Annotated in this window: 20 protein-coding genes; 1 reads left to right on the top strand and 19 read right to left on the bottom strand. The window is 62.1% G+C overall.

Annotated features, from left to right (window positions below; translation table 11 throughout):
• Positions 1–16 precede the first annotated feature (16 nt).
• Positions 17–1,414: an amino acid permease gene (locus BMZ57_RS18580; protein ID WP_021493036.1), complete on the top strand. Its 1,398-nt coding sequence runs from the start codon at positions 17–19 to the stop codon at positions 1,412–1,414.
• Here the strand turns inward: BMZ57_RS18580 and BMZ57_RS18575 are convergent.
• From BMZ57_RS18575 to BMZ57_RS18485, 19 genes are all read right to left on the bottom strand, one after another.
• Positions 1,387–1,866 (bottom strand): cytochrome P460 family protein, encoded by a 480-nt coding sequence (locus BMZ57_RS18575; protein WP_010210198.1) that lies wholly within the window; start codon positions 1,864–1,866, stop codon positions 1,387–1,389. The genes BMZ57_RS18580 and BMZ57_RS18575 overlap by 28 nt on opposite strands.
• Positions 1,866–2,900, bottom strand: a complete 1,035-nt coding sequence (locus BMZ57_RS18570; RefSeq protein WP_069673011.1) for an alpha/beta fold hydrolase — start codon at positions 2,898–2,900, stop codon at positions 1,866–1,868. Before BMZ57_RS18570 ends, BMZ57_RS18575 begins: the two co-directional genes overlap by 1 nt.
• A 138-nt stretch (positions 2,901–3,038) precedes the next feature.
• Positions 3,039–3,800, bottom strand: a complete 762-nt coding sequence (locus BMZ57_RS18565; RefSeq protein ID WP_010210200.1) for a PIG-L deacetylase family protein — start codon at positions 3,798–3,800, stop codon at positions 3,039–3,041.
• 178 nt (positions 3,801–3,978) lie between these two features.
• Positions 3,979–4,638 (bottom strand): glycosyltransferase family 2 protein, encoded by a 660-nt coding sequence (locus BMZ57_RS18560; protein ID WP_042572290.1) that lies wholly within the window; start codon positions 4,636–4,638, stop codon positions 3,979–3,981.
• Positions 4,635–5,234: an SAM-dependent methyltransferase gene (locus BMZ57_RS18555; protein ID WP_069673012.1), complete on the bottom strand. Its 600-nt coding sequence runs from the start codon at positions 5,232–5,234 to the stop codon at positions 4,635–4,637. The genes BMZ57_RS18560 and BMZ57_RS18555 overlap by 4 nt, the downstream gene beginning before the upstream one ends.
• Positions 5,231–5,989: a PIG-L deacetylase family protein gene (locus BMZ57_RS18550; protein ID WP_010210207.1), complete on the bottom strand. Its 759-nt coding sequence runs from the start codon at positions 5,987–5,989 to the stop codon at positions 5,231–5,233. The genes BMZ57_RS18555 and BMZ57_RS18550 overlap by 4 nt, the downstream gene beginning before the upstream one ends.
• A complete protein-coding gene (locus BMZ57_RS18545) occupies positions 5,986–6,984 on the bottom strand; it encodes an acyl-CoA dehydrogenase family protein (protein ID WP_069673013.1) in 999 nt (332 codons plus the stop codon). The genes BMZ57_RS18550 and BMZ57_RS18545 overlap by 4 nt, the downstream gene beginning before the upstream one ends.
• A 1-nt stretch (position 6,985) precedes the next feature.
• On the bottom strand, positions 6,986–9,145 hold the full coding sequence (gene glgX / locus BMZ57_RS18540) for a glycogen debranching protein GlgX (RefSeq protein WP_010210210.1): 2,160 nt from the start codon (positions 9,143–9,145) through the stop codon (positions 6,986–6,988).
• A 119-nt stretch (positions 9,146–9,264) separates the two neighbouring features.
• Positions 9,265–9,537: a DUF2934 domain-containing protein gene (locus BMZ57_RS18535; protein ID WP_010210212.1), complete on the bottom strand. Its 273-nt coding sequence runs from the start codon at positions 9,535–9,537 to the stop codon at positions 9,265–9,267.
• 24 nt (positions 9,538–9,561) lie between these two features.
• Positions 9,562–12,300 carry a malto-oligosyltrehalose synthase gene (locus BMZ57_RS18530; protein WP_069673014.1) on the bottom strand — a complete coding sequence of 913 codons (2,739 nt, stop codon included), beginning with the start codon at positions 12,298–12,300 and terminating at the stop codon, positions 9,562–9,564.
• Entirely contained in the window at positions 12,297–14,381 is a 2,085-nt protein-coding gene (gene malQ / locus BMZ57_RS18525; protein ID WP_010210215.1) for a 4-alpha-glucanotransferase, read from the bottom strand. The genes BMZ57_RS18530 and malQ overlap by 4 nt, the downstream gene beginning before the upstream one ends.
• Positions 14,378–16,123: a malto-oligosyltrehalose trehalohydrolase gene (gene treZ / locus BMZ57_RS18520; protein WP_069673015.1), complete on the bottom strand. Its 1,746-nt coding sequence runs from the start codon at positions 16,121–16,123 to the stop codon at positions 14,378–14,380. The genes malQ and treZ overlap by 4 nt, the downstream gene beginning before the upstream one ends.
• Before the next feature lie 20 nt (positions 16,124–16,143).
• The gene (gene glgA / locus BMZ57_RS18515; protein WP_010210217.1) at positions 16,144–17,697 is read right to left on the bottom strand and encodes a glycogen synthase GlgA; all 1,554 of its coding nucleotides are present in this window, start codon (positions 17,695–17,697) and stop codon (positions 16,144–16,146) included.
• A 503-nt stretch (positions 17,698–18,200) separates the two neighbouring features.
• Positions 18,201–19,154 (bottom strand): D-2-hydroxyacid dehydrogenase family protein, encoded by a 954-nt coding sequence (locus BMZ57_RS18510; RefSeq protein WP_044287250.1) that lies wholly within the window; start codon positions 19,152–19,154, stop codon positions 18,201–18,203.
• Positions 19,155–19,180: 26 nt separating this feature from the next.
• Positions 19,181–20,182: an alpha/beta fold hydrolase gene (locus tag BMZ57_RS18505; protein WP_021493042.1), complete on the bottom strand. Its 1,002-nt coding sequence runs from the start codon at positions 20,180–20,182 to the stop codon at positions 19,181–19,183.
• 44 nt (positions 20,183–20,226) lie between these two features.
• On the bottom strand, positions 20,227–20,670 hold the full coding sequence (locus tag BMZ57_RS18500; RefSeq protein ID WP_010210225.1) for a YqaA family protein: 444 nt from the start codon (positions 20,668–20,670) through the stop codon (positions 20,227–20,229).
• Positions 20,667–21,113 carry a DUF411 domain-containing protein gene (locus BMZ57_RS18495; RefSeq protein WP_044287248.1) on the bottom strand — a complete coding sequence of 149 codons (447 nt, stop codon included), beginning with the start codon at positions 21,111–21,113 and terminating at the stop codon, positions 20,667–20,669. Before BMZ57_RS18495 ends, BMZ57_RS18500 begins: the two co-directional genes overlap by 4 nt.
• Before the next feature lie 97 nt (positions 21,114–21,210).
• Positions 21,211–21,669: an SRPBCC family protein gene (locus BMZ57_RS18490; protein ID WP_044287247.1), complete on the bottom strand. Its 459-nt coding sequence runs from the start codon at positions 21,667–21,669 to the stop codon at positions 21,211–21,213.
• Positions 21,670–21,750: 81 nt separating this feature from the next.
• Entirely contained in the window at positions 21,751–23,745 is a 1,995-nt protein-coding gene (locus BMZ57_RS18485) for a methyl-accepting chemotaxis protein (RefSeq protein ID WP_010210236.1), read from the bottom strand.
• Positions 23,746–23,789 lie beyond the last annotated feature (44 nt).

Here is a 23,789-nt window from a genome sequence, read left to right as displayed (position 1 = left end):
AACAAGAGGTTTTGTGATGAAAACAACCACGTCCGGGCTTTATGAGAAGCCTGCGTTGCAACGCACCCTGAGCAACCGCCATATCCAGTTGATGGCCATGGGCGGTGCAATCGGCACCGGTCTGTTCATGGGCTCCGGCAAGATCATTGCGCTGTCCGGCACCTCGATCATCCTGATTTACATGATCATCGGGCTCTTTGTGTATTTCGTCATGCGCGCCATGGGCGAACTGCTGCTGTCGAACCTCAACTTCAAGAGCTTCGCCGATTTTGCCGGCGCCTACCTGGGGCCGCGCGCGGCGTTTTTCCTGGGCTGGTCGTATTGGTTGAGCTGGAGCGTGGCGGTGATCGGGGACGCGGTGGTGGTCGGTGGCTTCTTCCAGTACTGGTTCCCCCATGTGCCGGCCTGGATGCCGGCAGTGGGCATGCTGCTCACGTTGTTTGCGTTGAATGTATTGACGGTCAGGCTGTTTGGCGAAGTGGAGTTCTGGTTCGCGATCATCAAGCTCATTGCCGTGCTGACCTTGATCGGCGTGAGTGGGGTCCTGATCGCCAGTTCGTTTGTCTCGCCGACCGGAGTCACGGCTTCATTCACCCATTTATTGGACCCGCAGGCCGCGTTTCCCAATGGCCTGTTCGGCTTTTTTGCCGGGTTCCAGATGGCGATTTTCTCCTTTGCCGGCACCGAGCTGATCGGCACCGCCGCCGCCGAAACCCGTGCGCCGGAGAAGACGCTGCCCAAGGCAATCAACTCGATCCCGCTGCGCATCATCCTGTTCTACGTGCTGGCCCTGGCATGCATCATCGCGGTGACCTCATGGCAGCACGTCTCGCCGAGCAAGAGCCCGTTCGTGGAGTTGTTCCTGGTGGCGGGGTTTCCGGCAGCGGCGGGCATCGTCAATTTCGTCGTGCTGACCTCGGCGGCATCGTCGGCCAACAGTGGCGTGTTTTCCGCCAGCCGCATGTTGTTCGGCTTGGCAGACCTGGGGGATGCACCGGGGATCTTCCGGCGTTTGTCCAAGAGCAGCGTGCCGTTTATCAGCCTGGCCTTTACCACCTTGCTGATGTTGCTGGGGCTGGTGTTGCTGTTTGTCGTGCCGGAGGTGATGACCGCCTTCACCATCGTGTCAACCGTGTCGGCAATCCTGGTGATCTTTACCTGGTCGACGATCCTGGCGTCCTACATTGCCTACCGCAAAAAACGTCCGGACCTGCATGCCAAATCCCTCTACAAGATGCCTGGTGGGGTGCCGATGGCCTGGTTCTCGCTGGCGTTTCTCGCGTTTGTGCTGGGCCTGCTGGCGTTGCGGCCGGATACACGCCTGGCGCTGTGCGTGATGCCGGCCTGGTTTATCTGGCTGTGGATCGCCTACCCGTTCTCGCGCTTTCAGGGTGCCAGTTTGGTAAAGACATAATCCCGATCCTTCACCAATGCCTGGTGGCACGCAAAGCACGTCTGGTGCTGCGCTTCATCGGCCGGCTTGCCATTGATGAACCGGCCGAACCCCCAGCCTCCGGTGGACGCGTATTTCTTCGAGTCCTTGACCATGAACTGTACCGTGGTCGCCGCGCCGGGGATGGACGCAGTCTTGAACTCCGGCGACTGTTCATGCTTCCACGCCAATTTGGCCAGGACGGTGCCATCCGGGAAAGGCAGCTTGCCCTCTCGGTAAGCCTTGAGCGCGGCACTGTTGCCCAGCACCACGCGCAGCTCGTTCAACGGATCCGCCTCCTGGGCGGGCGCCACCAATTCCCATTGGCGGTAGCCGTCGGGAATGGTCACGCCGTAGATCGGTGACGGAGCGCTGTCGGCCAATGCACAGGCCGAACTCGCCAGGGCCAATGCGGCTATACACAAGCGCTTCATCACAGGTGATCCGCGTCAATGATTGCCTTGGCAAACGCTTCGGGCGCTTCCTGAGGCAGGTTGTGGCCCACACCGCCGTTGATCAGGCGGAACGCGTACTTGCCGGTAAAACGCTTGGCGTAATCTTCAGGTTGAGGGTGCGGGGCGCCGTTGGCATCGCCTTCGAGGGTGATGGTCGGCACGCCAATCGACGGCGCCTGGGCGAGTTTCTGCTCCAAGGGCGCGTACTGCGTTTCCCCCTGCACCAGACCCAGGCGCCAGCGGTAGTTGAACACGGTGATCGCGACATGGTCCGGGTTCTCCAGGCCCTTGGCGCTGCGGTCGAAGGTGGCGTCATCGAACTTCCATTGCGGCGAAGCCAGTTGCCAGATCAGCTTGGCAAAATCGTGGGTGTTCTTCTGATAACCGGCGGCACCGCGCTCGGTCGCAAAGTAGAACTGATACCACCATTGCAGCTCGGCTTTAGGCGGCAAAGGATTCTTGCCCGCCGCCTGGTTGCCGATCAGGTAACCGCTGACCGACACCAGCGCCTTGACCCGCTCCGGCCACAGCGCTGAAACGATGTCCGCCGAACGCGCGCCCCAGTCGTAGCCGCCGAGTACGGCTTGTTTGATCTTCAGCGCGTCCATGAAGTCGATCACATCACTGGCCAGCGCCGCCGGTTGGCCGTTGCGCAGGGTCTTGTCCGAGAGGAAACGGGTGTCACCATAGCCCCGGGCGTAGGGGATCAACACGCGATAACCCTTGGCCGCCAGCAGCGGGGCGACCTGGGCGTAGCTGTCGATATCGTAGGGCCAGCCATGCAGCAAGATCACCGCCGGCCCCGTGGCCGGGCCAACTTCGGCGTAGGCCACATCCAGCAGACCGGCCTTGATGTGCTTGAGGGCACCGAAGGCCGTTTGCGCGCTGGTGACGGCGCGGGTGGGCGCGTCGGGCATTTCGGCATGGGCCACGCCCAGCACACCGAATTGCGACAAGGCCAGGGCCAGGAAAAGGGATCGGTGTGTGAAGCGGCGAGTCAATTGAGCGTGCATGGCGAGCCTCCTGCGGCTGAATGTGTGCCTGCTGCTCAGTTGAACGCCGCGTTGTATCTGTGCTGTTTCAGGAAACCGCTTGAGTTAAAGACGGTGTATCCCAGTGGGCTCTGTACACATTGCGATACAAACCCCGCGCTACGACAGCACGATCTCATAAGGTTCGCGCATTCTCTCCAGCAGCACCTGGGCCAGCATGGGCGCCAGGCCGATCGCCGGATCACCGGCCAACTGGCTGGCATAGGCGTGGGCGGCGTGAAGCTTGCGCGCCACGCTCCAGGTGTCCAGGCGCACCTTGCGTGCGCGTTGCCAGGGGATGATCGCGCCTTCGCGAGCGGGCCAGTGCCAGGCCCAGATCGGCAGTTCATACAGCTGCGCGCCCACCAGGGCGCAGGCCTTGGCGCTGGCGCGGCCGACGCTGTCGTGGTCGTCATTGCCATCGTTGCGCCAAGTACTGAACACCACATCGCCCGACTGCAGGTAGCGCGCAATGAACTGACTCAGTTGCGGCTCACGGGAGGCGAGGGCGTTGTCGCAGAAACCGCCGCGAATCCACTTCAGGCTGTGCAAAGGCATGCCGAGGCGCCGCAAGGCTTCAGCACTTTCCTGAGGGCGCACCACACTGAGGCGGCTGGCCGGCCAGACGTTGGAGCCAGGATGGCTGGCACTGCCATCCGTGATGGAGATCAGTTGCAGCGGGTGTTCCAGCGTGCTGAGCAGTTGCAGCAGGCCGCCACAGGCCAGCACTTCGTCGCCGGGATGGGGCGCGACGATGACCACGCGTGCGCCGGGTGGCACCAATGAGGACGGGGAGATAGGAGGAATTTGCGCCAGCTGCGGGGCGCTGTTCCAGATTTGCTCAGGGCCGCGACGGCCGTCGCTTAAGGAAGCAAGCTTCATGGGGTGTCACATCCTTGTCGGTTGATGCTGGGTCGTGGCCCGTTGACGGGACGACGCTCTTTTTCCACCACAGGCTCTGCCGCAGTGGTTGCATGGCACTCCAACCCTGGAACGCTAGCAAGGCGTCATCAGCATAGACAAGGATTGGTCGGTTTTACATTTTGTAATGTCGCTTTTTTCAAGTGGCGAGCATCAGGCTCTTCAAGTAATCCCCGAAACCGCCCTGTGCGCGGGCATCCAGGCGCGCACTGGTGATCACTTGCGGGGAATGGCTCCAGGCGATGGAGGCGCCACACAGCTCCAGGTTACGCACCAACTGCACATCCTCATGGCACGGCAAGGGTTCGAAACCACCGGCGCGGACATAGGCACTGGCGCTCACCCCCAGGTTGGCACCGTGGATATGCCGGTGACCGTCCCGCGCCTCGTAACCCTGGTGATAACGAATCTGTGCGGCAGGGTCAAAATCCTCGCTCCAGGTGTCCACAGTGACCGTGCCACACACGGCATCGGCGCCCAGCGCCAATTGGGCCACCAGCCAATCAGGCGCCACGCGGCTGTCGGCGTCGGTGCACGAAATCCAGCGGGCGCCCTGATTGAGCAGATGCCGCGCACCCACGCCACGCACGTGACCCACATTGCGTGCCTGGACTTCCAGGCATTGCACCGGGTAGGCCTGGGCAATCGCGGTGCTGCCGTCGCTGCAACTGTCCAGCACCACCAGGACCAAGACGGTTTCACCCAGTAAACCCGGATGGCTGGCCGCGATCAGAGCCGCTTTCAGGCAGTCGCCCAGCAGCGCCTCTTCGTTGTGTACCGGGATCAGAATGCCGATCATCGCAAGCCCTCAAGGGTAGCGACCGAAGTGCCGTCGCGGCTCCACAGGTCGAGAAGGAAGTCGTGTTCGTGATGAGTGGCCACGCGGGGCATGTCCAAACGCTCGTGGAGCAGGGCGTGCACCTGTTCGCCAGTGTGCGGGCAGCCTTCGATGACGGGGCGCCAATGGCACGCCAGTAGCTGACCGTCGACGGTCAACGACGCGCGGGCACGAACAATAAGTGCGCACAGGTCATCGGCGTCGAGGTAATAACACAACTCGCTCAATACGATCAGCTCAAACTGGCCCGTGGGCCACTGTTCGGGCAAACGGCTTTGTTGCACCTGGGCATGCGAAAAGCCCAACAAACGACTGCGCGCCAACGCAACGGCCGCCGATGCCGTGTCGCAACACAGCAAGCGGTCACAGCGGGCTGCCAGCTCGAAGCTCAGTTCGCCATTGGCGCAACCGGGCTCGAACACCGAGGTGTAGCGCGCACGCGTGAGCAGTGCCAGGGTCAACGCGCGTTTGCGGCGCTCGTACCAGCGTTGACGGAAGGCCCAGGGGTCATCGTTCCCGGCGAACAGTTGGTCGAAATACGGGGTAGCCACACTCATACGAATACCACTTCAAAAGGTTGCAGCAGGCGCTCCACCACGTAGGGCGCCAACACGGGCCCCAGACCGATCTGCGGATCGCCCTCCAACTGGCTGGCGAAGGCATGGATGGCGTGGCGTTTGCGAGCTACCGCTTCACAGCTCAACGGGATTTTGCGGGCGCGGTGCCAGGGCACCTGGCTGTCTTCGGGGGTTGCCCAATGCCAGGTCCACACCGGCAGTTCATACAGGGTGGCGCCTACCGCAAGGGAGGCCTTGGCGCTGGCACGGCCGACGGCCTCATGGTCGCAATGACCGTCTTCGCGCCAGGTGGTGAACACCACGTCGGTGGGTTTGAGATAACGCTGAATGAAGGCCGTCAGTTCTTCTTCCCGCGCTGCCACCTTGCTGTCGGTAAACCCTGCGCGCAGCCATTGCAGACTGTGCAGCGGCAAGCCGAGACGATGCAGGGCCTGCGCCGATTCCTGGGGGCGCACGACACTCAAACGCTCAACCGGCCAACGCCGCGAGCCCGGATGACTGGCACTGCCATCGGTGACCGAAATCAGTTGGATCGCTCGGCCCAGCGCCGCCAGACCCTGCATCAGGCCACCACAACCCAGCACCTCGTCATCCGGGTGGGGGGCAACGATCACCGCCCGATGGCCTTCGGGCACCAACTGCTCAACACTGATCCACTGCAGTTCGGCCAGCTTTGACGACGCCTGCCATCGATGCAGCGGCGTGCCTTGGCCGACGATCGGATTGGGTTTCATAATTGCCACCTCCCTGGGGGTTCACCGGCGACGCATTCGCCGAGGCTGGCCAAGTCGCGTTCGGCGTGACTCTGGCGCACATACACCGGCAAGTCCGCCATCAACTGGGCAAAGTGCGGATCCTTGCAATAAGGCCCGGCTCCGACGGCCCGGCCGACGTGGCGCATGACTTGCTCGACCGTGTCTTCGATGCAGGCCCGCGTCTGCTGGGCCCACATCCTGGCATTGGACTTTGGGGCGTGGTCGACCTGTTCCGCGCTGGCGCGCAGTACACACGCGGCACTGTTCAGCGCGCTGTCGACCGCGCCGAGGTGGGCGAGGGCATGGGGCTCAGGGCGCTTGCTGCACTGGTCACGCAGGACTTCCGCCAGGCGTTGCGCCGCGCCGTACCAGCAGGCGGCAATGCCAATGCCGCCTTGCCAGAAACCCGGGCGGGCGAGGTAATCCCCCGGTCCGCCCACGGCGATCCCCCAGGCTTCGTCAAACACGACGTCCACACTGCCGGTGGCGGCCATGCCCACGGCGTTCCAACCTTCGTCCGACACGATGATGCCCGGTTGATCCATGGCAACCGCCACCAACTGCTGGCGGTCTTCTTCGTCCCAGGCCGTCAACAACCCATGGCTGACCACCGCCGCGCCGGAGCACCAGGCCTTACGCCCTTGTACCTTAAGGCGATGGCCGTCTTTGAACACGCGCACCTTGGCGGTGGGGGGCTCGGCTGCCCACATGCCCCAGGTGCTACCCAAGGGCGGTGACGGGCTATTGAGTTCAGCCATGATTGCCAGCGCATCGGTGTGGCCTTCGAACAGCTTGCACAAGCGCAGGTCATGGCCTGCCACCTGCGCCAGGCGACTGAACCGTTCGAGCGTCTGACCGCTGCCCGGCAAGGGCAGTTGGTCCAGGCCTTCTTCCTGAAGTGCCTTCAGGGCCGCGCCCAGGGCGTGCGTGTCCGCATAGCCCCGGTAGCCTTGAAGGATTCCATGCGGAGCCATGTCACACCTCGTCTTCACGCTGCAATTCAAACAGGAGCAACGAACGGCCGGTCACCGCGTACTCATGATCGAAATCAAAGCGCTCCTGGCCCCGCACTGCTGGGGAATTGGTATCAAGCATGCAGGTCCAGAACTCGCCTTCGGGCACCGGTGGCAGACGGAAATTGACCATGTCGTGATGGGCGTTGACCACCAGCAGCAAGGTGGCATCCGCGCCGGCACGGCGGATCCCGGTTTCCTGCGCACGGCCATCCATCAGCATCCCCAGGCAACGGCCGTGGCTGTCTTCCCACTGTTCGGTGGTCATTTCATTGCCATCCGGCGCGAGCCAGGTGACGTCCTTCACGCCGATGTCTTCGTTGTAGTCGCCCACCAGGAAGCGTCCACGCCGCAGAATCGGGTAGGCCAGGCGCAGTTTGATCAGGCGTTTCACAAACTTGAGCAGGGCCTTGCCGTCGTCGTCCAAGTCCCAGTTGACCCAGCCGATCTCGCTGTCCTGGCAGTAGGCGTTGTTGTTGCCGTGCTGGGTACGGGCGAACTCATCACCCGCCACGATCATCGGTGTACCTTGGGCCAGCAGCAGGGTGGCGAAAAAATTCCGCATCTGGCGCAGGCGCAGTTCGTTGATTTCCGGGTCATCGGTCGGTCCTTCGACGCCGTGGTTCCAGGACAGGTTGTTGTTGCTGCCGTCCTGGTTGTTTTCGTCGTTGGCTTCGTTGTGCTTGTCGTTGTAGGACACCAGGTCGTGCAGGGTGAAACCATCATGGGCGGTGATGAAGTTCACCGAGCTGTAGGGGCGGCGGCCCCGATGGTTGAACATCTCGCCCGAAGCGGTCATGCGCCCGGCAAAATCCGCCAACTGGCCGTCATCGCCTTTCCAGAACGCGCGCACGGTGTCGCGGAAACGGTCGTTCCATTCGACCCAGCCCGGTGGGAAGTTACCCACCTGATAGCCGCCTGGGCCGCAGTCCCAGGGCTCGGCGATCAGTTTGAGCTGGCGCAATACCGGGTCCTGGCGACAGGCGACCAGGAAACTGTGGCGCTCATCGAAACCATCGCGGTAACGGCCAAGAATAGTCGCCAGGTCGAAGCGGAAACCGTCGACGTGCATCTCATTGGCCCAGTAACGCAAGGAGTCGGTGACCATCTGCAACACGCACGGATGGCTCAGGTCCAGGGTATTGCCGGTGCCGGAATCGTTGATATAGAAGCGCTTGTCATCGGGCATCAGACGGTAGTACGACGCGTTGTCGATACCGCGCATGGACAGGGTCGGGCCGCGCTCGTTGCCTTCGGCGGTGTGGTTGTAGACCACGTCGAGAATCACTTCCAGCTTCTGCTCATGCAGGTGCGCGACCATTTCCTTGAACTCGGCGATCTTGCCGCTGGCCAGGTAACGCGGGTCAGGGGCGAAAAACGCGATGCTGTTGTAACCCCAATAGTTCGTCATGCCTTTTTGCAGCAGGTGCTGGTCATTGACGAAGGCATGCACGGGCAGCAATTCGACCGACGATACGCCCAACTGGCGAATGTGCTTGAGTACGTCGTCTTCCATCAGCCCGGCGCAGGTGCCGCGCACGGATTCGCCCACGGAAGGGTGGCGCATGCTGATGCCGCGCAGGTGGGTCTCGTAGATGATCGTGCGATCCCATGGCACACGCACGGGTTGGTCATTGCCCCAGGTGTGTGCCGGGTCGATGACCTTGCACTTGGGCACGAAGGGCGCACTGTCGCGTTCGTCGAAACTGAGGTCGTCGTCCGGGTGGCCGATGGTGTAGCCAAACAGTGCTTCGGACCACTTCAGTTCGCCCACCAGTTGCTTGGCATAGGGGTCGATCAGCAATTTGTTGTGGTTGAAACGATGGCCATTGGCCGGGTCATACGCGCCGTACACGCGGTAGCCGTAAATCAGCCCGGGGTGGGCGTCGGGCAGGTAACCGTGGAAGGTTTCGTCGGTGTATTCCGGCAGTTCGATTCGCTCCAGTTCCACTTCGCCGGAATCATCGAAGAGGCACAGCTCGACCTTGGTCGCGTTGGCCGAGAACAAGGCAAAGTTGACGCCCAGGCCGTCCCAAGTGGCGCCAAGGGGGAAGGGCAAACCTTCACGAATTCGCGACGGCTCATTGCCCGGCGTCGAAGGGGTTTTATCGGGTTTGCGCATTGAGTTGCTCCTGCAAGGGTCTTTTTTCAGGCCGAACGCGGCCTTGCTGACGACATTTCAGCTGAGAGTCTGGTAGTTGAAATCACCTCTTGCCGACAGCGTCGGCAAGAGGTGAGGGGTCAAGGCTTGGGCTTTTTCGGCGCGGCTGGCTTTTTAGCGGCCGGTGGCGCCGGCTTGCTGGCCGCGGCCGTCGCGGGCTTGGCTTTTGCCGGCGGCTTGGGGGCGCCAGCCTTGGGTTTGACGGCTGCCTTGGGCTTGCTCGGCGTCAGCGCTTCGGCCTCCGCCAGTTTGCGCGCCATCTCCCAGTGCCGCGCATCTTCACCATGGGGTTTGCCTTCGGACTCCCAGATCTGATGCGCCAGTTCGCGTATGCGTTTGTCTTCAGTACTCATCACAATGCTCCTCACAGAAAATTTTCAGCTTTCTTGATCATCAGGATTGATAAAGACATTGACCGGGAAATCCCCCAGGGCAGCGCTAACCAACAGCTCCTTGTCTGGTGTGACTGCGCCTGTATGAAAAAGTCCCTTCCAGTTTTGAGTTGTCGCGGCGAACGGTAATTTCACCCGTGTATCGCCCCAAACCTGCGCATTGATCTGGGGATGCACACCGTTTTCAAGCAGGTCATGGGGCCAACGTGGCACCACCACCAGCAAGCGTTTGCCCTGGTGTTCGCGACAAAAGGCGACCACCCGCTCGGCGTGTTTGCCGACCACTTCCAGCGGTGTGTAGGTGGCGCTGCGGAACAGCTCGGGATGGGCCATGCGCACGGCCAACACCTGAGCAATCAGCGCCTGTTTGATACGCCCGTCACGCCAGTTGAACAACAGTTCGCCGATATCCGCAGGGGTAGCCAGCGCCTCTTGCCGTGCACTGAAATCCACCGGGCGACGGTTGTCCGGGTCTACCAGGCTGAAATCCCAGAACTCAACGCCCTGGTACAGGTCCGGTACACCTGGCACGGTGAGACGAAGCAAGGATTGCGCCAGGCCATTCAGCGCACCGGCAGGGGCGATCGCTTGAGCAGCATTGCCGATGGCGGTCCGTAGGGCGCGGCCGTCCTCGCTTAGCAGCAGCCGTGAAAGGAACGCTTCGACGCCTTGTTCATAAGCCTCGTTGGGCGCGCTCCAGCTGCTCTGCAACTTGGCTTCGCGCAGGGCTTTTTGTTGCCACTGCCACAGGCGCTGCTGGTAGGCAGCAAAGTCAGCGCCCTGATCCAGCGGCCAACTGCCCAGCAGGACCTGATACAGGATCAATTCATCGCCGGCCGACGGCGTGCTTGCATCGGTACGCAACGGCGCGGCGAGGGTGCGCCAATGCTCCACCTGTTCGACGTACCACGGCGCGCATTCACTCAACACCGCCAGGCGTGCGCGAGTGTCTTCGCCGCGCTTGTGGTCATGGGTGGCAGTGGCCAGCAGGTTGTCGGGAAAAGTCTGCAGGCGCTGCTGGTTGACCGCATGAAAGTCGCTCAATGGCGCGCTGAACTGTTCCGTGCTGAAGCCCACGTCGTTGCGCGACAGCAGTACCGCCGAGCGATAGAACGCGGTGTCTTCCACGGCCTTGGCGGCAGCGGGAGAAGTCAATTGCTGGAAGCGCACACAAGCATGCTTGAGGATCTTGCGTTCACGGCCCACCGGGCGATTTCGCCAGGGCTCACCGCCCAGCCATTTTTCCAGGTGGTCGAGCACCGGCCAGTCGCCTTCGCCCAGGGTTGTGCGTGCGCCGTCCATGGCTTGCTTGAATAGCGTGTCGTCAGCAGCGCTGCGCCCACGCGCGCTGATGTAGGTGCGGTACACCGGGAAATGCACAATCAGTTCCTGCAAGGCACGGCGGATGGCGCCTAGTGTCAGGTCGCGGGTCATCACATCGTCGCGGGCCACTTGCAGCAGGGCTTGTGCCACGCTTTCAAAGTCGCCGCCGAGGGAGCCGTTGAGGATTTGCTGGCGCGCCAGCCGTGCTTCTTCGATGAACGCCGCAGGCCGTTCACTGTGACGGGTCCACAATTGGGCCAAAGGCTCGAAGCCGTCCGGGTGATGTTGCAGCAGGGACAGCTGGTTCATGAACTCGTAGCCGGTAGTGCCGTCCACTTGCCAATCGGTGCGCAGGGTTTCGCCTTCGCCGAGGATCTTCTCCACGAAGATCGGCAAATGCCGGTCCGGCGCCAGCGAATCCACCCGGCGGCGCAGTTTGCGGCAATACCCGCGCGGGTCGGCAAGGCCGTCGATATGGTCGATGCGCAGGCCATCCACCAGGCCTTCGCTGATCAGTTCGAAGATCTTGCCATGGGTGGCTTCAAATACCGCGGTGCGCTCTACGCGCAAGCCGCCCAATTCGTTGACATCGAAGAAGCGTCGCCAGTTGATATCGTCGGCTGCGGTGCGCCAGCTGGCGAGGCGATAGGCCTGTTGTTCGAGCAGATTATGCAGGCGGTCGAAGTCGAACGTCGCCAGCTGCGCCTCGATGGCCTGGAGTACGGGTTCTTCAGTGGCCCGTTCGGCCAGTGCCTGTTTGAGCCAGGCGGCTTCGTGGTAAGCATCGTCCTGGTAGGCCAGGGCGCTGAAGCGGTCGGACAACGGCCTGAGTAATTCATCGTTACCCAGGATCGTCGCGTAATCCCGTGGGCATATCGGAAAACGATGTTCGTAATGCTCAACGTAGAACGCGCCGTGGGTCGCATCAAACTGCAGGCTCACGGTGCCGTTCTGCAAGGCTTCGCCGTAATCGCTGCCAAGGAACGGCATCAGTAACTGGCCTTTGAGCAGCGGGTCGGGCGAGTGCCACTGGATATCGAAGAACTCGCTGTAGGGGCTCATGCGCCCCCATTCCAGCAGGTCCAGCCACCAAGGATTATCCGCACCACCCACCGCCATATGGTTGGAGACGATATCGAGGATCAGGCCCATCCCGTGTTCACGCAACGCGGCGACCAGACGACGCAAGGCGGCTTCGCCTCCCAATTCCGGGTTCACGCGGGTGGGGTCGACCACGTCGTAGCCATGCATGGAACCGGCGCGGGCGCTGAGCAGCGGTGAAGCGTACAGGTGGCTGATGCCAAGGCGGGCGAAGTAGGGCACCAGCGGCACCGCGTCGTCCAGGGTGAAACCTTTATGGAATTGCAGGCGCTGGGTAGCGCGCAGGGGCAGTGCTTTCATCGGTCACGCTCGTAGGCTTGGTTGCGCGCGACGGCCAACAGTTCGAGGCGGCGTGCTGCGCCGGCATTGTCGAGCAGGCTTGACGCCTCGCCCGGCAGGCGGCGGCGCCAATTAGGGTGGGTGTCGGTGGTGCCAGGGAGGTTGGCCTGTTCCTCCACGCCGAGGGCGTCCTCCAGCGGCAACAGCACCAGTGGGGCGCGGGTATGGCCGAGGTAGCGCACGCTGGCGTCGATCATATGGTCGGTTTCATTGCGGATTTCTTCGACGAAGTTCTGCGGGTCCTGGCTCAAGGCCTGGCGCAGCGCCTGGCGTTCGCGCAGGCGGTGTTCACTCCATTGCTCCACAGTGGGCGCATCGATCAGGCCAAGCTGGACGTTCCAGTCGATATCACGGCTGTGCCACCAACCGTTGAGGGTCGGCAGGTCATGGGTGCTGGTGGTGGCCAGGGCATTGTCCGGCCAGTCGAGGATCGGCTTGAACTGGCCGTCGTGGTTTTGCTCGAACAACAACACGCGCATACCCAGGATCGAGCGCGCGATAAGTTTTTCGCGCAGGCCGTCCGGTACCGTGCCCAAGTCTTCTCCGAGCACGATCGCGTGGTGGCGGTGGGATTCCAAGGCCAGCAGGCGCAGCAGGTCGTCCACTGGGTAATACAGGTAGGCGCCTTCACGCGGCGAGGCACCCATGGGGATCACCCATAGGCGTTGCAGGCCCATCACATGGTCGATGCGCAAGCCACCGGCATGGGCGAAGTTGGCGCGCAGCATTTCGATAAATGCACGGAAACCATGGCGCTTAAGCCCTTCTGGGGAGAACGCGGAGATGCCCCAGCCTTGGCCGGCACGGTTGAGGATATCGGGTGGCGCGCCCACGGTCAGATTCGCAAGCAATTCGTCCTGGCGACTCCAGGCCTGGCTGCCACCGCCGTCGGCGCCCACGGCCAGGTCTGCAATCAAGCCGACGCCCATGCCACTGCCGCGGGCAGCTTGTTGCGCACGTTCCAGGCAGCGGGCGATCAGCCACTGGCTGAAGGCGAAATAGCCGATCTCATCCGCGTTTGCTGCGGCGAAAGCGACCAGCGCCGGGCTCTGCGGGTTGCGCCAGTCTTCGGGCCAGTGGCGCCAGTCGAGGTCTTCACCTTTGGCGGCACGCGCCGCTTGCACGGCTTCGAAGCGACAGTGGTTTTCCAGCGCTTCACCACCGGCCTGGCGGAAACTCAAGAAGTCGGCGTGTTGTGGATGCTGGCCGTGGCGGAAGTCCTCATACAGCGCCCGCAGCAGGCGTTGCTTGGCCTTGGCGGCCGTGGGCCAGTCGATGAGGGTGTGTTGTTCCAGGTCGTGCAGCTCATCCGTCAGGCCTAAAGCGTCGATGGCATTGCGCACTTCGCGCTCACCCAGGATGCAGCCCGGCGAGGCGTACAAACTGTTGAGGAACAAACGACTCGACGGCGAATACGGGCTGTAGCGCTCGGTGTCGGCGCTGAACATTGCGTGCATTGGGCTGATCGCCAGGGCATCGGCACCGCGCTCGGCGGCCGAACGGGCCAGGTGTTCCAGGGCCAGGGTGTCGCCAAACCCGCCATCGCCCAGGCGGCGCAAGCTATACAGTTGCGCGCTGAGGCCCCAGGCGCGGGCCGGGCGGCTGTCGACGGCCTCGGCCACGCTGTAGCAATGGGTAGGCGCGACGGCCAAGGTGAAGGTCTGTTCGGCGATATGCACCTGGTGATAACCGAGTGCGATGACGCCCGGCAGCACCGCGTCGCCATCGAGGCGCAGATCCAGGGTTTCGCCGTCTTCGAGGCTGACTCGACACAGGGTGTCGGGTTCAAAGTAGCGGGCCAGGTCCAGGCCTTCGCCGCTGTCGATGGTCATCAGCGGCGGCAGGTGTGTGTCTTGTTGCGCTCGTTCCAGTTCGAGCAGGCTGGCGTCGACCTCGGCATCGCTGTCGGCCGGGTGGCCCAGACCTTTGAGAACGGCGCGCAGGGCGTCGGGTTTTACACGTTGCGGGCGGCCGTTTGCGTCGATCCAATCGACGGCCAGTCCCGCTCGGCTGGCGAGGATTTCCAGGTTCGCTTCGCTCAAGGGTGCTCTCCAACAGGGGATAGGGTAACGCGTGCGCTGTACGGCGGCAGGTGGGCACCGAGGTTGGCAGGCGTTTCGAAAAGGACAGGCCCCGCGGCCGGATGATCCAGCGGCGTGGCACTCAGGTTGAGGTCGATCTGCAGCAGACTGCCATTACCCAGGCGCCAGCGCGCGCTGACGGCACCGTCGGCCAGCACCTGCGCGCCCAGCGCGAGGCTGCCCGGCACGTGCGGCACGATGTGGTGGTGGCGCAGGTTCAGCAGTTGGCGGTAGAGCTGGGCGTGTGGATGGTCTGCAAAGGTCGGGGCCGACTGCTGGAAAGTCGCCAGCGCATTGGGATCAGGGATGCGTTCACGTCGCTGCGGGTCATGGAACGCGGCGAAGTCGGCGAACTCGTTACGACGGCCTTCGCGTACGGCTTCCGCCAGTTCGCCATGGTGGTCGGTAAAAAACAGGAAGGGCTCGCTGGCGTTGACTTCGTCGCCCATGAACATCAGCGGGATCATGGGTGAGAGCAGCAGCAGGGCCGTCGCCGCCTCTAACGCCTGGGGCGAGCACAGTTGATGCAGGCGCTCGCCCAGGGCACGGTTGCCGATCTGGTCATGATTCTGCAAAAACGCCACAAACGCGCTCGGCGGCAGGTGCCCGCTGGGTTCGCCGCGTTCATGGCCATGGCGAGTGGTATGGCCCTGGTAGATAAAGCCTTCGCCCAGGCAGCGCGCCAGTTTGGCGGTAGGCGCCTGGGCAAAGTCGCTGTAATAGGCGTCGGTTTCGCCGGTCAGCAGTACGTGTAGGACGTTATGAAAGTCATCATTCCATTGCGCGTCAAAATCGTGCTGCAGGAGGCTGGCTTGATTAAGTTCGTTTTCCAGCATCAGCCAGACGTGTCGGCCCGTGTCGACTTGCTCACGAACGCGGTGAGCCAGTTGTTTGAGAAAGTCCGGGTTATCGATGGCGTGTACGGCGTCCAGGCGTAGGCCGTCGAAGCGATATTCGAGCAGCCACATCAAGGCGTTATCCAGGAAGAAGTCCCGTACTTCACGCCGATCGAAGTCGATACCCGCGCCCCAGGGCGTGTGCACGTCTTCCTGGAAGAAGCCTTTGGCGTATTGGCCAAGGTAGTTGCCGTCGGGGCCGAAGTGGTTGTAAACGACGTCGAGGATTACCGCCAGGCCATGTTCGTGGGCACTGTCGATCAGGTGCTTGAGTTGGTCGGGCGTGCCGTAGGAGGCTTGGGGCGCGTAGGGCAGGACGCCGTCGTAACCCCAGTTGCGTTCACCGGGAAATTGCGCCAGCGGCATCAATTCAATGGCAGTCACGCCCAGCTCGGCCAAGCGTGGCAGATGTTTCTCGACACCGGCATAGCCGCCCATCGCGCCGACGTGCAGCTCATAAATGACGGCCTCGTGCCAGGGGCGGCCTTGCCACTGGCTGTGACGCCATTGATAGGCGAGGGGATCGACCACCACGCTCCAACCGTGTACATCCGAGGCCTGGGCCCTGGAGGCAGGGTCGGGTACATCCATTTCCCCGTCGATATTGAAGCGGTAGCGCGTGCCCGCCGGGCACGCTATTTCAGTTTCAAACCAGCCTTCTGCCTGGGGCAGCATGGCGACGGACTTGCCGTTTTCCAATTCAACGCTGACATAAAGCGCGTCTGGCGCCCACAAGGCAAAACGCGTGTGTTGCGCGTCCAGCATGATTGCGCCGTGGGGCCAGGTTTCCAGAGTCCGTAACGGCATCTATAGAGACCTCCCGTTGGTTATTTAGCGGATTTCCCCAGTGCTTTAGCCACCAGTTGCTCATACAGTTCGGCGTAGGGTTCCACCGCCTGGCTCCAATTGAACGGTTGTGTCATCGCCCGGCAGCGCATGGCATTGAGCAGGCCAGGGTAGGCAAACACCTTGAACGCGCGGCTCAAGGCTTCTTTGTAGCTGTCGACCGTGGATTCATTGAACAGAAAACCGGTCACGCCATTTTCGATGGTGTCAGCCAAGCCGCCGGTATTGCGCGCGACCGGCAGCGAGCCGAAGCGCTGGGCATACATTTGGCTCAGGCCGCACGGCTCATAGCGCGACGGCATCAGCAGGAAGTCACTGCCGGCGAACATGCGCCGAGCATCGGTCTCGTTGAAGCCGATGCGCACACCGATCTGGCCGGGAAAGCGCAGCGCCAGTTCACGCATGGCATTCTCTTCTTCCGGCTCGCCGCGACCGATGATCGCGATCTGCCCACCTTGCTCGACAATAAAGCTGGCAACGGCTTCAGTCAGGTCCAGGCCTTTCTGGAACACCAGGCGTGAGACCACGGCGAACAGTGGGCCGGTGGATTCACTCAGGCCAAACAGCTCGCGCACTTGAGCGGCGTTGACCGCTTTGCCCTCCCAGTCGCCTATGTTGAAGTTGTGAGTCAGGTGCGGGTCGGTGGAGGTTTCCCAGCTGTCTTCAATGCCGTTGGGAATGCCGCTGAGCAAGCCTTGCTGGGTCTTGCTGGCCAGAAAGCCATCCAGGCCGCAGCCGAATTCAGGGGTGGTGATTTCCCGGGCGTAGGTGGCGCTCACCGTGGTGATGTGGCTGGAGTACGCCATGCCGGCCTTGAGGTAGGACATCTTGCCGTAGAACTCCATGCCTTCCTGCTGCAGGGCGTGGGGCGGAATGCCCAGTTCCGGCGTGGAGGCCAGGCTGATCACGCCTTGGTAGGCCAGGTTATGAATGGTGAACAGCGTCGGCGTGCGTGACCCACGCCAGTGCATATACGCCGGCGCCAGGCCAGCGGGCCAGTCGTGGGCGTGCACCAGGTCCGGGCACCAGTGGATCTGCGCAAGGTTAGCGGCCATGTCGGCGGCGGCCAGGCCCAGGCGGGCGAAACGAATGTGGTTGTCCGGCCAGTCGCGGCCGTTGTTGGCGCCGTAGGGCGTGCCTTCGCGCTCATACAACTCGGGGCAGATCAGTACATAGATGACCAGGCCGTCCTTGAGGTCCATTCGCCCGATCTTGCAGGGTGGCAGCGCGGCGTGGCCACCCAGCTCACCGATGATATGGATCGGGTTATCGCTTTCCATCACCTGCGGGTAGCCCGGAATCAGCACCCGCACATCGTGCAGGTGGGCCATGGCGCGGGGCAGGGCCGCGGACACATCGCCCAGGCCGCCGGTCTTTACCAGGTCGGCGAATTCGGAGGTCACGAACAGGACTTTCTTGCGATTAGGATTCTGACTCACGATCGGCCGCACAGTGGTGGGCAGGTCGACCAGCGAAGGTCCCCCTACCGGCTGACTGACACGCTCTCCCTGAATATTTACAGCGGCACTGATCATAGTTCTCTCCCACATGTTGGTCGGCTAATGGCCCGCTGCCACTAGCTCCGATGACCGCATCCTGCGGCCAGGCGCGCAAGCACTGTACAAACTGGCAAGGCGTATGCCAGTTGCACGGTTAGCCAAAAAAGATTGGATGGACGGGCATTTCGCGTGAATCACGCGTGCTCGCCTACCTTAAAACTGGACCTACGGCAGAGTTGGAAAGTTTCGATTTTTTGCGGGGTTTTTGTTTTGGAACGGACCCATCGGTCATCAGTCTAGGACATATCCTAGAGCCCGTAGGGTTTCTACGAAGATTTTGTAGGACAAAATACTTGTAACGATATGCTGCTTTGAATTCGGCCTTTAAGCCGCAGGCGCGAGCGTGCTCGCGAAAACCATCGCGGCGCCACTGCGCATCAGGTAGAACGCGGTGCTCTCGGGCTTTCCGCGAGCACGCTCGCTCCTACAGGGGGCGTTATGGCAATCACACCATGGGGCGCACGCTCCTGATTGGTGCGTCAGCCCAGCACGCGAATGGGCGCGCCGTTCGCCCACGCTTGAATGTCTTCGATCATCTGCGCGTAGAACCGCCGATAATTCTGTTCGCTCACATACCCCACATGGGGCGTGGCCAGTACGTTTGGCAGGCGACGGAACGGGTGGTCCACCGGCAAGGGTTCCTCGGTATACACGTCCAGCGCCGCTCCTGCCAGGCGACCGCTTTCCAAGGCCTGCACCAGCGCCGACTCATCCACAATCGGCCCACGGGCGGTGTTAACCAGGCGAGCGCTCGGTTTCATCCACCCCAGCGCCTCGGCATCCACCAGCCCCCGGCTGCGGTCACTGAGCACGAGGTGCACGGTAAGAATATCTGCCTGTTCAAACAGGGCTTGCTTGCTGACCCAGGTCACGCCCGATTCCGCCGCACGTTCTGGCGTAAGGTTTTCGCTCCAGGCAATTACCCGCATGCCGAACACCTGGGCAAACTTCGCCACTTTCTGGCCAATGCTGCCCAGGCCGAGAACCCCCAGGGTTTTGCCGTACAGATCGCCACCCAGGCCAACCTGCCAGTGGCCTGCACGCAAGGCGTTGGCCTCGGCCAGCAGGTTGCGCGTAGAGGCCATGATCAGCGCCCAGGTCAACTCCGGTGCTGCGTGTTTATAGCTGTCGGTGCCGCATACCGTGATGCCCAGCGCCCTGGCAGCCGGTAGGTCAATGGCTGCGTTGCGCATGCCGCCGGTCACCAGCAGCTTGAGCTTCGGCAAACCTTGCAGCAGGGCCTTGTCGAAGGTCGAGCGTTCGCGCATCACGCAAATCACCTCGAAACCCTTCAAACGCTCGATCATGGTGGCGGTGTCCGTCGGGTAGTCGTGCAGGAAATGCACCTGGCCCACGGCCTCTAGCACCGACCAATTCACCACGTCACTGGCCACATGCTGCCAATCATCAATGACTGCGATCTGTACCGACATTCACGAGTGCCTCGTTAAAGGTTGGATTAAAGCGCGTTCAAGCCCTGCAACAGCGCCGTGTGAAACCGGGCCGGTTCCTCCATCTGCGGTGCATGCCCCAGGCCCGGGAATTCCACCAGGGTTGCATGAGGAATCAATTGGGCCACTTGTTTGCCCAGCACGGCATAGTCACCAAGCTTGGCCTTGACCGCCGGCGGCGCGACGTCTTTGCCAATGGCAGTGTTGTCCGACGTGCCGATCAGCAGCAGCGTGGGCATCTGCAGGTTCTTGAACTCGTAGTACACCGGCTGGGTGAAGATCATGTCGTAAATCAACGCTGAGTTCCATGCAACCCGCGTATGCCCCGGGCCGTTGCTCAGACCGGCGTACATGTCCACCCAACGCTCGTACTCGGGCTTCCAGCGCCCGACATAGTAGGTGTTGAGCTGGTAGTTTCGAATGCCGTCGGCATTGACTTTCAGCTCACGCGCATACCATTGGTCGACGGTGAGGGAGGGCACCCCCAGTGCCTTCCAGTCTTCCAGGCCGATAGGGTTTACCAGGCCAAGCTGCTCGGTCTGCTCGGGAAACATCAGCGCGTAACGCGTGGCAAGCATGCCACCGGTTGAATGGCCGATGACGGTGGCCTTTTGAATGCCGAGCTTTTCCAGCAGTTGATGGGTGTTGGTCGCCAACTGTTGGAAGCTGTATTGATAATGGTCGGGCTTGCTGGAACTGCAGAAGCCGATCTGGTCCGGCGCGATCACCCGGTAACCGGCGTCGCTGAGGGCCTTGATCGAGCTTTCCCAGGTGGCGCCGCAGAAGTTCTTGCCATGCATCAGCACCACGCTGCGGCCGTTGGCCTGCCCTTTGGCGGGCACATCCATATAACCCATCTGCAGGGACGTGCCTTGGGATTGAAATTCGAAATGCTGAAGCGGGTAGGGGTATTCAAAGCCTTGCAGCTCGGGACCGTACGTAGCGGCGAATGCCGGGGCGGCGGTGGCGGCGAGCAGGCTGGCGATGCAAAAAGCGCGGGTCAGGGGCATTGGCAGGGCTCCGAGAAGGGTGCTCGGATGCTGTTGCGAGACGATTAAGTGGGGATTAACACCCATTGCAACGCCACGGCAGCCAGGACGCCATAACGCACGCTTTTGGCCAGGGTCACCAGCAATAGGAATCGCCATAACGGCTCGCGCATCACCCCAGCCACCAGGGTCAGCGGGTCGCCAATGATCGGCACCCAACTGAGCAACAGCGTCCAATGCCCCCAGCGCTCGTAATGATTGCGAGCCTTGTCCAACTGTTTGTCGCTGACGGGAAACCAGCGTCGTGTCTTGAAGTGCTCAACCCAGCGCCCCAGCCACCAGTTCACCACCGAGCCCAGCACATTGCCCAGCGTGGCAATGCCCAGCAACAGCCACAGGCTGTAATGCCCGCTGAGCAGCAAGCCCACCAGCACGGCTTCCGATTGCAGTGGCAGCAGTGTCGCGGCGCCAAAGGCGGCGAAGAATAACCCCAGATAGCCCGCGATCATTGCGCCGGGTATTCAGCCACCACCACGTCTTTGCCCTCGCGGGTCAGGCCGATGACTTGATAGGCCTCGCTGCGGCCTTCGACTTCCATGCCGGGTGAGCCCATGGGCATGCCCGGCGCGGCGACGCCCAGCAGGTCGTCACGTTTGCGCAAGGCCAGCACCTGTTCGGCAGGCACATGGCCTTCGACGAACTTGCCGTCGATCACGGCCGTGTGGCACGAACCCAGGCGCGGCGCCACGCCCAGGCGTTGCTTGACGGCGCTCATGTCGGCTTCGACGTGGTCATTGACCTTAAAGCCATTGCTTTGCAGGTGGCTGATCCATTTTTTGCAGCAACCGCAGTTGGCGTCGCGGTGCACGTCGATGGGGATCAGCTCGGCAGCTTGGGCCAGGGTAGTGGTGAAGAGGGCTGACAGCAGGGCCAGGCGCAATGTGGTTTTCATAGAAACTCGCGTGTAGGAGATGGCCGTTGGGATGGCGGCGATCATGACGCTGTCATCGCAGGCAAGCCAGCGCCTGGCCGGTGGGAATGTTTCCAAATTATACGAAGGGTGGGTTTTCCAACCGGTGTTTGAGCTGATCGAGGGCGACGGCCGACAACTCGATCATGCGCTCATGCAAGGTGGCCAATTGCAGCTCGGTCTCGTAGGTCAGCACCCGCTTGAACAGCGTGCCGCCCTGATGGGGCAGCAGGAAGTAGTGGATGGAACCATCAACGGCCAGGGAGGTGAACACCGTCTTGAATTCGCGAGGGCGCCGGGCGATCTGCACACGGTAACTCATGGGGACGCGGACCCCCAGCAAGTCGATGAACTCGGTGAAGCGCGCACCCGCAGGCAGTGAGCCGGTGGTGCCGGTATCGGCACTGAGGGATGTGGGATGCCATTCGTGCCAGCGATCCGGTTGGGTCACATAGTCATAGACAGCATCGATGGGGGCCTTGATAAAGCGTTCCTGACTGATCCGCTCCAAACGGACCGCCTGCTCGGCAGCTCGCATGGCACACCTCCTGTGTTGCGACTAGGAGCTGTCAGAATAGTCCCACTCCCGCACATTGCACGGGAGTGTTTCAGCCGTTTATCAGCGCACTTTGAATCGACCCATCAGCGCGATTACCCGACCATTCGCATCCAACAGGCTTTGCGTGTTGGTTTCGGTGGCATGGCCGCTCTGCACCAGCTCTTCGACCATTTGTCGGATCTGCACCATGCTTCGGTTGATCTCCTCGGTTACCGCGCTTTGCTGCTCGGCCGCCGTGGCGATCTGGGTGCTGAGGTTGTTGATGTGGCTGACAGAGCCGGCCATTTCATCCAGGCCGGTGTTCACCCGCGCCGTGGCATCCGCCGCCGACTGGCAGCTGGCCTGGGTGTTTTCCATGGCCGCTACCGAGGAGCTGACGCCGGCAGTCAGGCGCGTGAGCATTTCGTTGATCTGCGAGGTGCTGGCCTGAGTGCGTGCGGCGAGCGCGCGGACCTCGTCGGCCACTACTGCAAATCCACGACCCTGCTCGCCTGCGCGCGCAGCTTCGATGGCGGCGTTAAGGGCGAGCAGGTTGGTCTGGCCGGCGATCGCACCGATTACGCCAAGGGTTTCGGTAATGCGCGCCGCGTCCTGGCGCATGTTTTCCACGCTGTGGGTGGCGCTGGACACTTCGCCAATCAAGGCGCTGACGCTGTTGGACGCTTCACCCACGACGACGCGGGAACGGTCGGCATGCTCATTGGCACGCTGGGTGAACGCGGCGGTTTCGGCGGCGTTTTGCGCGACGGTGTCAGCAGTGGAGCTCATCTCGGTGATGGCCGTGACCGTCTGGTCGGTCTCCGAGGCATGCCGCACCAGGATCTGGTTGGTGTGCGCCGAGGTCCGCTGCAGTTGTTCAAGGCTCGACGACATGGCGCCGGTTGCTTGGGTGACTTCGCCAATCATGTTCTGCAGGTAGACGATAAAGCGGTTTACCGAGTGGCCGATGGCACCCAGTTCGTCTTCAGCGCGAATGGTGATGCGTCGCGTAAGGTCGGCATCGCCGGTGGACAGTGCGTCGATATTGGTTTTCAGCGACTTCATGCGCTGCACCAGTTGACGGATCGCATACACGGCGAGCAGCACCAACAACAGCACCATGGGGATTTGCAACAGGGCCAGGGTGCCGAGAACGTCATCGCGCTGGGCGGTAATCAACGCGGTAGGCAGGGCGGTGGCAAGGAACCACGGTGTGCCTGCGATCGGGCGCATATAAAAGGTGCTGGCCACGCCCTGGTTGTCGAACTCGCTGCGTTGCAGCGCCTGGTCGCGTTGGGCCAGGGCTTTGCTGACCTGGGCGGCGAACGCGGAGGTGCCGGTGAGTTCGCTGATGTTCTTGAGCACCACCGGGCTGCTGATACGCGTGCTGTTGCTGATGATCTTGCCGTCGCCTTCGACGATCAGCATTTGCCCGCCGATGTCTTTCTCTTTGCTGGCCACCAGGTCATTGAAAAAGCCCAGGGTCACGTCGATGGTGGCGACGCCATAGGGCACGCCGTCGCGCTGGATGGCCATGGCGCAGTTGGTGCGCGGCTCCTGGCTGGCGTCGTCCTTGTAGGCGGCGGCCCAGGCGCACTGGCCGCGTGGCGAGGCCAGGCCGCCTTTGTACCAGCTCTGGTCGTAGTAGTTGGGGGCGGGGTCGCTGTTCCAGAAGGTATTCACCGCCAATTTGCCCGAGGCGTCGCGGTGCCAGAAGGTGCTGTGTTTGTTGCGCCCCGGTGTGCGCTGGTTAGGCAGCGGCCAGATCCCGCCACCGAAGACTTTCAGCTCGCCATACTGGTCGACCAGGCCAGGCAGGACCTTGTCGATGGCATCGCTGTCGAGCAAAGGAACGGTCTGGGTAATGCTGCGTTGCTGGGACTGAACCTTGTTCAGCTCGCCCTGGATCTGTTCAGCCACCTCGGCGATGCGGTTGAGCACCACCTGCTCTTCGGTGTGACGCAGCGTGGGGGCGACCAACTGGCCGATGCCCACGACGGTCAACACAAATAACACCAGGACGAACAGCACCAGGAACAGGGTATAGCGGGCTTGGATGGAGCGCAGTGGGGGCATGGGGTCGTCCTTACGAAGCGTTTATTATCGACGCGGCTTTGTTA

This window comes from Pseudomonas simiae, from assembly GCF_900111895.1.
Lineage (GTDB): Bacteria > Pseudomonadota > Gammaproteobacteria > Pseudomonadales > Pseudomonadaceae > Aquipseudomonas > Aquipseudomonas simiae.
Note: the sequence above shows the minus strand (reverse complement) of the source record. Positions and strands in the feature narration are given on the sequence as shown.